Here is an 11,825-nt window from a genome sequence, read left to right on the forward strand (position 1 = left end):
ATCGTTCAATGTCCGGCAAGACCGGGACAGTCCGCCGCACTTGCGGCTGAGCGAAGATGCGATGAAGGCGGCGCGGATGAACGGGGAACAATGCTGGGGAAGACTTCCGTGGTGACTGTCATTTTGACCCATTCACTGCAGGTTTCCGCCGGCCCGGTGGACGGCAGATTAGACGCTCGAATAAATCCTCCCCGGCCCGGAGACTGCCAGCATCGCTTGTTGACGCCAGAGAACCGAGACCTTGGGCGTGGTATAACGTCGCCTGCGACAAGATGACAATGCTCAAGACAGGCAAATTTGATAAGCTATACTTATACCATGTAACCTCGCCGAAAAAGACCTGCCCGCCGATGGATATTCGACAACTTACAATCTTCGTGGAAGCCGCAAGGGCCAGAAATTTTCGTGCCGCCGCCTTGCAGCTCGGCATCGCCCAGCCTGCCGTTACCCAGCGTATCCGGCAACTGGAGGAAAACCTGGGCTTCAAGCTCTTTCACCGCATCAGTCGCGGCGTGGAACTCACGCCAGCGGGCCAGTCGATGCTGCTCGATGCGGAGGAAATCCTTGCCCGCACCAGGGGCGCGCTGGAAAAAGCGCACCAGATCAGGCGAGGCCAGCTCGGCACGCTGCGTATCGGCTTCGGCACCAGCGTGATGGCGGAACACAAATTGCCGGCGCTGATCACCCGTTATGGAAGCGACCATAGGGAGATCACGCTTGAACTTCTGCCCGGCATGACGATGGAACAGTTGATCGAGCAGGTGGCGACGCGCAAGACCGACGTGGCCTTCATTCGCGCACCCCTGCCCCAGTTGCCGCAAGGGCTGAGGGCTAAGCCCTTCGATCGCGCGAAACTATGCATCGCCCTGCCGGAACAGCATCCGCTTGCGTCCCGCGACAGACTTTCGATTAGCGATATTGCGCAGGAAAAACTGCTGCTGCCGGTAGACGAGATCGGCCTCGGCCTCAGCAGCAGCGCGCTCTCGCTGTTTGAGGATGCAGGCTGCGAACCGCAAATCGCTATGCGCATCGCCAACGTCAATACCATCCTTGCCCTTGTGGCAGCGGGTGCGGGAATTTCCATTCTGCCGGAAAACACGGCGCGCTCCATCAGAGGCGTCACTGGTGTGCCGCTGGACAGCGCCGATCCCTGGTCGGATTGCGTACTGGTCGTCCGGCGGGGTCAGCTTGCCCTTCACGTAGAGGCCTTCGTAAATATGGCGCAGCAGGCCTACAGCGCCGGTCCGCAATTCGAACAATACGACTTAATCGATTGAATCGTCCGCAAATTTCGCAACAGCTAAATTTGCTGCACTGAACAACATTCAAAGCTTGGCAGGCGCGCGAAAAATACAATAACAACGGCGGATATTTTTACACGTTTATCGACAGGAAAGCACGCACAGCCCATGTCCGACACCACGAAAACCGCCAGCCCCAGAACATCGGTTACGGATCAGGAAGCACTGGATTTCCACTCGCAAGGCAGACCGGGGAAACTGGAAATCACCCCGACCAAGCCGATGGCGACGCAGCGGGATCTGTCGCTCGCCTATTCGCCGGGTGTGGCTGTGCCGGTGAAAGCGATCGCCGAAAATCCGGCCACCGCTTACGACTATACGACGCGCGGCAACATGGTGGCGGTCATCTCCAATGGCACGGCGATCCTCGGTCTCGGCAATCTCGGCGCGCTCGCCTCCAAGCCGGTCATGGAGGGCAAGTCGGTTCTGTTCAAGCGCTTCGCCGATGTCGACTCCATCGACCTTGAAGTGGACACAGAAGACGCCGACGAATTCATCAATTGCGTGCGTTACCTCGGCCCCTCCTTTGGCGGCATCAATCTGGAAGACATCAAGGCGCCCGAATGTTTCATCATCGAAAGCCGCCTGCGCGAGTTGATGGACATTCCCGTCTTCCATGACGACCAGCACGGCACCGCCATCATCGCCGCCGCCGGCCTCATCAACGCCATCGAGCTGACCGGCCGCGACTTCAAGACGACGAAGCTCGTCTGCAACGGTGCGGGCGCCGCCGCCATCGCCTGCATGGACCTCATCAAGGCCATGGGTTTCAACCCTGAAAACATCACGCTTTGCGACACCAAGGGCGTTATCTATCAGGGCCGCACCGAGGGCATGAACCAGTGGAAATCCGCGCATGCGGTGAAGACCGATAACCGCACGCTGGTGGAAGCCATGAAGGGGGCGGACGTGGTGTTCGGCCTGTCCCAGAAAGGCGCCTTCAGCGAAGAGATGATCCGCTCGATGGCACCGAAGCCGATCATTTTTGCGATGGCCAACCCGGACCCGGAAATCACCCCCGAAGAAGTCGCCCGCATCCGTGATGACGCCATCATGGCGACCGGGCGTTCGGATTATCCGAACCAGGTCAACAATGTTCTGGGCTTCCCCTACATCTTCCGCGGCGCGCTCGATGTCCGCGCCAGCCAGATCAACGATGCGATGAAGATTGCCGCCGCACAGGCGCTGGCCGACCTTGCCCGCGAGGATGTGCCGGATGACGTGGCCGCCGCCTATCAGGGCAACCGTCCGCGCTTCGGATCGCAATATATCATTCCGGTTCCGTTCGACCCGCGCCTGATCTCGGCCATTCCGGTGGCCGTTGCCCGGGCCGCCATCGAAACCGGCGTCGCCCGCCGCGAGTTGCCCGATCTCGACGCCTATGCCCGCGAGCTTTCCGCCCGACGCGACCCCATGGCTTCGACAACGCAGCGCCTTTACGAGCGGGTGCGCCAGTCGCCCAAGCGGGTTGTCTTTGCCGAGGCGGAAGAAGAACAGGTTATGCGCGCGGCGATTTCGTTTACCGCGCAAGGGCTTGGTACCGCCATCCTGCTCGGCCGCGACGACATCATCAAGGCCAATGCGGAGCGCGCCGGCATCGATCTCGACCGTGCGAATATCGAGATCACCAATGCCCGCCTCTCCAGCCGCGTCGATGCCTATGTCGATTATCTCTATGCGCGATTGCAGCGCGGCGGCTTCCTGCTGCGCGATGTGCAACGCCTGGTCCACAACGACCGCAACCACTTCGCCGCCTGCATGGTGGCGATGGGCGACGCGGATGCCGTGGTCACCGGCGTTACCCGCAACTATTCCACGGCGCTGGAGGATATCCGCCGCTGCATCAACACCAAGCCTGGCCACCGCGTCATCGGCGTTTCGCTGGTCGTGTCGCGCAACCGCACCGTCTTCGTGGCCGACACAGCCGTGCACGACATGCCGTCCGCTGAAGACCTGGCCGATATTGCCGAAGAGGCAGCCGGTCTCGCCCGCCGTTTCGGTTACGAACCGCGCGTGGCCATGCTCGCCTACTCCACCTTCGGCCAGCCGACCGGCGAGCGCTCCGACAAGGTCCGCGAAGCGGTGAAGATCCTCGACAAGCGCAACGTCAATTTCGAGGTCGACGGCGAAATGTCGGCCGATGTCGCGCTCAACCATCAACGCATGCAGAGCCAGTATCCCTTCGCCCGCCTTTCCGGTGCGGCCAACGTGCTGGTCATGCCCGCCATCCATTCCGCCTCCATCTCCACCAAGATGTTGCAGGAACTGGGCGGCGCAACCGTCATCGGCCCGCTTCTCGTCGGCCTCGACAAGTCGGTACAGATCACCTCGATGGGCGCCAAGGACAGCGATATCGTCAACATGGCGGCGATCGCGGCCTATAATGCCGGTCGGTGAGACGGGCTGGACATTGCGGCGCATTTCTTCTCCCCGGCGGGGAGAAGGCGAAAACTGCGCCAGCTCGCTTCTTAAAGAACAAGATTCTACGATTTTAAATTCTTAGGTTATTTTTTCTCATTAGAGAACTTATTGGAACACGATTTTATTTATGAGATTTTTGGCGCAAAGCCAATTCTCGCTCTCGGCGGGCGCGTCATGTAGTTTCCATCTACAATAAAAAGGAAATACCAATGGCCCTCTCCTTCTCCAGATTTGCCGCAAAACTCATCGCAGGAACCGTCGTCGTCGCTTCGATGGCCACCGCCGCTCACGCGGATGCGACGCTCGACCGTATCAAGGGTCGTGGCAAGCTCACCGTTGGCGTCATCCTGTCCGGCGCGCCTTTCGGCTTCATCGATCCGAAGACGCAGGAGCAGAAGGGTCTCAACATCGACGTCGCCAAGGCGCTGGCAGCCGGTCTGGGTGTCGAACTGGTCACCGAAACCGTGACCCCGCCCAACCGCGTGCAATTCCTGCAGCAGGGCAAGGTCGATATCCTGATCGCCAACATGCAATACACGGAAGAGCGCGCCAAAACGCTCGGTTACGTGCCCACCCCCTATGACCGTCAGGGCGGCGCTGCTATCGGCCGCAAGGATTCGGGCATCAAGGACTGGTCGGACCTGAAGGGCAAGATCGCCTGCGTTTCGCAGGGCTCCAACTACACCCAGCCGCTGATCGAGCAATATGGCGCGCAGGTAAAGGCGCTGCCGAGCCAGCCGGAATCGCTGCTGGCGCTGAAGGGCGGCAATTGCGACGTCTCCGTGCACGTCAACGGCACGCTGAGCCTGATGCTTCAGGACCGTGCCGACGAGTGGAAGGATTACGGCATCCTCATCCCGACCGATCTTATCCCTTCTGACTCCGTCATCTGGCTGCGCAAGGGCGAGGCCGACACCCAGGCCGCGCTCGACAAGGTCGTCAAGGAATTGCACGCCTCCGGCAAGATGATCGAATTCGCCAAGGCCAACCGCCTGCCGAGCATCGGTTATATGGAAGAGCAGAAGGCGAAGCTTTCCGCTGCGCAGTAAAAAGACAGGTTCCGGGTTTTCTCCTCCTAGCAGCAAGGGCGGCGGGAGATGACGATGCGAACGCGGAGCGGTTTACCTAATCATCAAGAACGGCCGGTTTCACCCGCCGTTCTTTTCTGCTTTATAACAAGGCAGGTCATTCTGGCGCCGCCTGTCGGGCGGCACCGCGACAACAGCATGGATTTCCGATGCAGGATGCATTTATAGCGCGCTTCATAGAACTGGCCGCGCATATCGGCCTCAACTATGACTTTCTGAACAGCGGCTACGAGGTTCAGATCTGGCTCGACGGCATGAAGATGACGCTGATCCTCGTGGCCGTCACCCTGCCGCTCAGCCTCATCTTCGGCTTCATTTTCGCGGCCATGCTCACTTCAGGCAAGGTCTGGCTCGCCGGACCCGTGCGCGCCTATGTGGAACTGACCCGCAACACGCCGACGCTGGTGCAGCTGATGTGCGGTTTCCTCGTGCTCAACATGCTGATTTCCAACGCACTTGGCGGCGCGCAGAACAATCCGCTCACCCCGTTCTTCTGGGTCGTCGCCATCACCGGCCTGCACGTTGCCGCTTTCCATGCGGAGGCGCTGCGCGGCGGCATCGAGGCGGTGCCAGCCACCACCATCGAGGCGGCGCGCTCAATCGGCTTCAGCTCCTTCGATATCTTGCGCTATGTGGAGTTTCCGCTGGCAATCCGCACCGCGCTGCCCTCCATCATCAACAATCTCATCAATCTGGTGAAGCTCACCACCGTCGGCTCGGCGATTGCAGTCGGTGAAATCACCTATGCCTCGATCCTCATCTGGACGCAGCGCGACAATGTGGTTGAACTGATGCTGGTGATCCTCATTTTCTTCAGCATCATCAATTTCATTGTCGCAAGGGCGGGTCTGTGGCTCGAACGGCGACTTGCGGTTCCGGGGTTCGGTCAATGAGCGCGGTGGTCTCTCCAACACAGGCGGCGAAGAAGCTGCCTTTCGGCACTATTCTTCTGTGCGGCGTACTGGTCGCCGTCGTGCTGTGGCTGGTTCTCGACCCTTCGCTCGGCCAGGTGTTGCTGGAATGGCTGCCCTATCTCGGCAAAGGTTTCGCGATGAATGTGCTGATCAGCATTCTGGCGATCGCCATCGGCACCATCATCGGCGTTGTGCTTGGCGTCATGGAGCTTGCGCCCTATCGCCTCGTGCGCGCGCCGGCGCTCACCTATGTGCAAATCTTCCGCAACGCCCCGCATCTAGTGCTGATTTTCGCCGCGACCTACATCTTCCCCTTCGAGATCGTCGCTTTCGGCAACTACATTCCCTTCCCTGACTGGATCAAGGCGGTCGTCGGCCTCGCCATTCCGGCAAGCGCCCACATCGCCGAAATCACTCGTGGCGCGATCCAGTCCATTCCGACAGCGCAATGGGAAGCGGCGCAGGGCCTCGGCTTTTCGCGCAACCAGACGCTGCGCTGGATCATCCTGCCGCAATGCGTGAAACGCTCGCTGCCGCCGTGGATGAACCTTTACTCCTCGATTACCATGGGCACGGCGCTCGCCTCGCTGGTCGGCGTGCATGAGCTTCTACATGCGGCAACTGATGCCAGCACCGCCGTGCAGCGCAACGATTTCACCGTCGTGGTTTATCTCACCGTCCTGATGGCGTTCTTCCTGTTCTGCTATCCTGTGTCCCGTTTCACGCAGCGCCTCGAGCGGCGCTTCGCCTCCCGCTGATTGGAATACACCATGTCCGCATCCGCACCGCAAACCGCCGCTAATGCTCTGGTTGAACTGGAAGGCGTGCACCTGTCCTTCGGTGACAATCAGGTCCTGAAAGGCATCGATCTTACGGTCAACAAGGGCGACGCCGTTTCCATCATCGGCCCTTCCGGCTCCGGCAAATCCACGATCCTGCGCTGCATCAACGGCCTGCTCATTCCGCAATCGGGCAAGATCACCGTCGGCGGCACCCGTGTCGATCAGCTGAAAACCGAGGCCGAGCGCATAACGTTGCGCAAGCGCATCGGCATCGTCTTTCAGCAGTTCAACCTCTTCCCGCATCTGACTGTCATGGAAAACATCACCATCGCGCCCATCAAAATCCTCGGCACGCCAAAGGCGGAGGCCGAACGTCATGCCCGCGAATTGCTGGAAAAAGTGCGTCTGTCGCAGAAGGTAGACGCCTATCCCGGCCAGCTTTCCGGCGGCCAGCAGCAACGCGTGGCCATTGCCCGCGCACTCGCCATGCGGCCGGAACTGGTGCTGTTCGACGAAGTCACTTCCGCGCTCGACCCGGAAACCGTCGGTGAAGTGCTCGCCGTCATCCGCGATCTCGTCAATGACGGCATGACCAGCATTCTCGTCACCCACGAAATGCGTTTTGCCGAGGAAATCAGTGATAATATCGTCTTCACCGAAAACGGCCTGATCGTCGATCAGGGAACGCCGGAGCACATCTTCTACAAATCGACCAATCCACGCATCAACGCCTTTGTCAAAGGTCTCGGAGGACAGGTGGCACGGGTTGCTGACGGCGAAGGGATCTGATGCCATGACCGCCGACCAAAAGCTCACGCTTCATCTGGCCGAGGCCATCGCCGCCTCCGATCCGCTCCGCGACGAAGAGGCGGTAGCGATTGCCCGCACGGCGCTGATAGACTTTTTCGCCTGCGTGCTGGGCGGCGCTTCAGACAGAAGCACGACAGTCCTGATCGACAGCTTTACGCCAGGCACATCCGGCATGGCAGGCATTATCGGCCACGATCTGCGCACGGATGTCTTTACTGCCGCCCTCATCAACGGCCATGCCGGGCATGTGCTGGACTATGACGATGTCCACGGCAGCGTACGCGGCCACCCAACAGTCGCTATCATCCCCGCTCTGCTGGCCGTTGCGGTCGAGGAAGGCTCGACGGCGGACGCCTTCATCGCCGCCTATATCGTCGGGTTGGAAACCATGGCGCGGATTGGCCTGTCGCTCGGGACCAAACATTACGAAAACGGCTTCCACGCCACCGCCACCCTCGGCCCCATCGGCGCTGCGGCAGCCATCGCCCACCTTCTGAAGTTCAATCCGCAAACCACCGCCGTGGCGCTTGGCCTCGCGGCCACGCAATCGGCCGGGCTTCGTCTGCAATTCGGTTATGATGCGAAGCCACTGCATGCCGGACTTGCCACACGCGCCGGCCTTACCGCCGCACGGCTGGCACGATCAGGTTTTCAGGGCGCGCCGGATTTTCTGGACAACCCGATCGGCTTTTATTCCGCCTTCGCCTTCGGTGCCGAACAGCCGAAACGGGTCCTGTCGGGCTGGGGTTCGCCCTGGCAGATCGTCTCGCCTGGCCTCACCCTCAAAGCCTTTCCCTGCTGCACCGCCAGCCACCCCGTCGCCGTCGGCGCGCTTGCGTTACGCAACCTGCATGACCTGACGCCGGATGAAATTGAAACCGTCGTCATCACCTTTCCGCCGGGTGGCGATGCCGCCCTTGTCGGCTCGGCTACGCCCGTCACCGGTATCGATGCGCGCTTCAGCGCCGAATATGTCTTTGCCGCCGCACTTGCCGATGGAGCGCTTGGCATTAGCCATTTCGACGAAAGCCCGGCGCGTACCGACCTGCTTGAACTCTCGGCAAAAGTCTCGCGCCGGCATGACGAAACTGCCCGCCGTCTCTCGCCCGATCCGACCACCCGTTTCGTGGTCATCGACGTGACGAAGAAGGATGGCACGGCACTCTCGCGCCGTATCGACGGCCTGCCCGGCATCGATGACCCCACGGAAAAATTTGCCGATGCCACCGGCGGCAATGAAAAACTCGCTGGAATTCCGGCACTGGTGCGGAGCATGAAAACCGCAGCCGATCTCAAGAAGCTCGAAACGCTTCTGGCAACACAAATATAACTCGACCGACATGAAGGCATGATCCCATGACCACGACGACCCGCAAAAGACAGATGCATCTCGGCCTTTTCCTGCAGGGCGCAGGACACCACGTTTCCGGCTGGCGTCATCCGGAGGCGGAAGCCGGCAGCGAGAATTTCGACCTTTTGACCCGCGTCACGAAAATGGCCGAAGCTGCGAAGTTCGACATGGTGTTTCTCGCCGACGGCCTGACCAGCGGCGTCGACGCCCATCCCTCGATGATCGCCCGTTTCGAGCCGCTGACCCTGCTTGCGGCACTTGCCATGGTGACCGACAAGATCGGTCTGGCCGCCACCGCCTCCACAACTTACGGTGAACCTTACCACACCGCCCGTGCCTTCGCCTCCATCGATCATCTGAGCCATGGCCGCGCGGCATGGAACATCGTCACCACATCTTACGCCCGCACGGCGGCAAACTTCTCCAAGAGCCATCCCGAGCATGACGAGCGTTATGCCGTGGCGGAAGAATATGTGAACGTGGTGCGCGGCCTTTGGGACAGCTGGGACGACGACGCCTTCGTCAAGGACAAGCAGGCGGGCCGTTACGTCGATCCTGAGAAGGTCCATATTCTCGATCACGAAGGCAAATATTTCACGGTCAAGGGGCCGCTCAATATTCCGCGCTCGCCGCAGGGTCACCCGATTCTCATTCAGGCCGGCTCCTCCGGGCCAGGTCAGGATCTAGCCGCCCGCACCGCCGATATCGTCTTCACCGCCCAGCAGGCGATTTCCGAAGCGCAGGCCTTCTACACCAGCCTCAAGGCGCGGGTGGAGAAGTTCGGCCGCGATCCGGCCGGCGTCGCCGTGATGCCGGGTTTCATGCCGATTATCGGCAAGAGCTTCGAAGAGGCCGGCGAAAAGCTGAAGGAACTGAACCGCTGGACCGATATCAAGAGCGCCATGCCGCTGCTTGAGGAGCGCATCGGCCACAGCCTTGCCGAATACGATCTCGACGGCCCGCTGCCGGATCTGCCGATCTCCGACCAGTTGCGCAGTCGCGCCGAACTTCTGACCGAACTGGCGCGCCGTGAAAAGCTGACGATCCGTGAACTGGCGCTGCGTGTTGCAGCAGGACGCGGCCATCATATCGTCATGGGCACGGCGAAAGACGTGGCCGACCGCATGCAACAATGGTTCGAAAATGGCGCAGCCGACGGCTTCAACGTCATGCCACCCTTCTTCCCCGGCGGGCTGGAAGAATTCACCCGCGAGGTCGTGCCGCTCTTGCAGGAACGCGGTCTGTTCCGCCTGGACTACGAGGGTTCGACGCTGCGCGACCATCTCGGCATCGAGCGACCTGCATTGCGGGGGTAATGGCATGCGGATGCTGACCGGACGCATTCGGATCACCAAACCTCGTTGAAGAACCGAAGCGGGCGCAAGCCCGCCCCTTCAGGCGGCGGCGCGGTCTGCTTGCCGACCCTGCCGAGCGGCATTCGAGAAATCTGACCGGACGGGCGATCCGTCCTCGCGCTGAACCGTGCGGCGGTTCAGTTTGAACAGGCTGACCAGTTGCGCGAGCACATCGGCTCCCTGCGCCAGCGTGGTGCTGATTGCCGTGGTGCGGGCGCTCATGGCGGCATTCTCCTGCGTCATCCGGTCCAGCTGGCCAACCGCCTTGTTGATTTCGCTGATGCCGATGGCCTGCTCGTCGGCGGCCTTGGCAATCATGTCGACATTGCCGTCGATGTGCCTGACCAATCCGTCGATCTGCTTCAGTGCCTCGCCGGTCTCACCCACCAGCCTGACGCCTTCGAGAACTTCCGCGCCGGACTTGTTGATGAGCGTCTTGATTTCCTTTGCGGCTTTGGCGGAACGCTGCGCAAGCTCGCGCACTTCCTGCGCCACCACGGCAAAACCCTTACCCGCCTCGCCCGCGCGCGCTGCTTCCACGCCGGCATTCAGCGCCAGAAGGTTGGTCTGGAAGGCGATCTCGTCGATAACGCCGATGATCTGGCTGATTTCCCGCGATGCCGTCTCGATGCGCTGCATGGCGTTGACGGTCCGCTCGACAACCTCCGTCGAGGCCGCCGTCGATGTACGTGCGCTCTGAACGAGTTTGCGCGTCTCTTTGGTATTTTCGGTCTAAGAACGGACCGTGGAGGTGATCTCTTCAAGCGCTGCCGAGGTCTCTTCCAGCGCCACTGCCTGCTCGCGCGAGCGCTCGGCGAGATTGATGGAGGCATCGCTGACTTCCTGGCTGCTTCTGCTCAGCTCGTCCGTCTGGCCGAGAACATTCTCCAGCGTCTTCTGGAATTCCGCGATGGATTTGTTGAAATCGCGTCGCAGCGTTTCGAACTCGCCCACGAACGGCCTATCCAGCGTCAGCCGGATATTGCATTGTGAAAGCCGCTCGAGTGCCGCACCAAGTTCCTCAACCGCATGCATCCGGTCGGTGACGTCAAAAGCGAATTTTACGACCTTGAAGACACGGCCCCGGTCATCGAGGATCGGATTGTAGGACGCCTGAATGAAGACGCGTTTGCCATCCTTGCCGAGCCGCATGAATTGCCCGGAGGAGAAACTTCCCGAACGAAGGTCTTCCCAGAAGGAGCGATATTCCTGGGACCGGACATAGGTCTGATCGCAGAACATCGAATGATGTTTGCCGATAATTTCTTCCGCCGTGTAACCGAGCGCGGTCAGGAAATTCTCGTTGGCGCCGAGGATCTTTCCGTCCGGCGTAAACTCGATCGTCGCCTGCGCCCGGGAAAGCGCCACCAGCTTGCCGTCATCCTCGGCGCTCTTGCGCTTCATCGAGGTGATATCGGTTGCGATCTTGACCACCTTGTAAGGTTTGCCGAAACGAAAAACCGGATTGTAAGAGGCTTCGATCCAGATATCGTCACCGCTTTTCGCACGCCGCCGGTACTGCCCTTGATCGTATTCGCCGCGCGACAGTTTTGCCCAGAAAGCCCTGTATTCGGGCGAAGCCGCGTCTTCAGGCGACAGGAACATGCTGTGGGAGCGTCCGATGAGGTCAGATTGCTGATAACCGACCGCCTTGCAGAAATTGTCGTTCGCTTTCAGAATCTTACCAGCCAGATCGAACTCGATGATCGCCTGTGAGCGGCCAAGGGCGTCGAGGATCGCAGATGCGTCCGAACCGAGATTGAAAAAGTTAGACATGCGTTCCCCCATCAATGACCGATATGC

General features: G+C 60.4%; 8 protein-coding genes and 1 pseudogene. 8 read left to right on the forward strand and 1 reads right to left on the reverse strand.

All coding sequences use genetic code 11. The annotated features are described in order from the left end of the window. Positions 1 to 278 precede the first annotated feature (278 nt). The 8 genes from QSK43_RS15745 to QSK43_RS15780 all read left to right on the forward strand — a co-directional run bounded on the left by QSK43_RS15745 (position 279) and on the right by QSK43_RS15780 (position 9,983). The gene (locus tag QSK43_RS15745; RefSeq protein ID WP_332304218.1) at positions 279 to 1,277 is read left to right on the forward strand and encodes a LysR family transcriptional regulator; all 999 of its coding nucleotides are present in this window, start codon (positions 279 to 281) and stop codon (positions 1,275 to 1,277) included. Positions 1,278 to 1,409: 132 nt separating this feature from the next. Next, positions 1,410 to 3,698 carry an NADP-dependent malic enzyme gene (locus QSK43_RS15750; protein WP_332304219.1) on the forward strand — a complete coding sequence of 763 codons (2,289 nt, stop codon included), beginning with the start codon at positions 1,410 to 1,412 and terminating at the stop codon, positions 3,696 to 3,698. A gap of 233 nt (positions 3,699 to 3,931) precedes the next feature. Continuing rightward, positions 3,932 to 4,771, forward strand: a complete 840-nt coding sequence (locus QSK43_RS15755; RefSeq protein ID WP_332304220.1) for a transporter substrate-binding domain-containing protein — start codon at positions 3,932 to 3,934, stop codon at positions 4,769 to 4,771. 188 nt (positions 4,772 to 4,959) lie between these two features. Further along, positions 4,960 to 5,703: an amino acid ABC transporter permease gene (locus QSK43_RS15760; RefSeq protein WP_332304221.1), complete on the forward strand. Its 744-nt coding sequence runs from the start codon at positions 4,960 to 4,962 to the stop codon at positions 5,701 to 5,703. Next, positions 5,700 to 6,482 (forward strand): amino acid ABC transporter permease, encoded by a 783-nt coding sequence (locus QSK43_RS15765; RefSeq protein ID WP_045017693.1) that lies wholly within the window; start codon positions 5,700 to 5,702, stop codon positions 6,480 to 6,482. The genes QSK43_RS15760 and QSK43_RS15765 overlap by 4 nt, the downstream gene beginning before the upstream one ends. A gap of 12 nt (positions 6,483 to 6,494) precedes the next feature. After that, positions 6,495 to 7,295 carry an amino acid ABC transporter ATP-binding protein gene (locus tag QSK43_RS15770; protein WP_332304222.1) on the forward strand — a complete coding sequence of 267 codons (801 nt, stop codon included), beginning with the start codon at positions 6,495 to 6,497 and terminating at the stop codon, positions 7,293 to 7,295. Positions 7,296 to 7,299: 4 nt separating this feature from the next. Further along, a complete protein-coding gene (locus QSK43_RS15775; protein ID WP_332304223.1) occupies positions 7,300 to 8,646 on the forward strand; it encodes an MmgE/PrpD family protein in 1,347 nt (448 codons plus the stop codon). A 26-nt stretch (positions 8,647 to 8,672) separates the two neighbouring features. Then, complete coding sequence (locus QSK43_RS15780) at positions 8,673 to 9,983, forward strand: LLM class flavin-dependent oxidoreductase (RefSeq protein WP_332304224.1); 1,311 nt, start codon at positions 8,673 to 8,675, stop codon at positions 9,981 to 9,983. 78 nt (positions 9,984 to 10,061) lie between these two features. Here the strand turns inward: QSK43_RS15780 and QSK43_RS15785 are convergent. Next, positions 10,062 to 11,798, reverse strand: a pseudogene (locus QSK43_RS15785) (methyl-accepting chemotaxis protein). Positions 11,799 to 11,825: the final 27 nt, after the last annotated feature.

Source organism: Rhizobium sp. GR12 (genome assembly GCF_036596185.1).
GTDB lineage: Bacteria > Pseudomonadota > Alphaproteobacteria > Rhizobiales > Rhizobiaceae > Agrobacterium > Agrobacterium nepotum.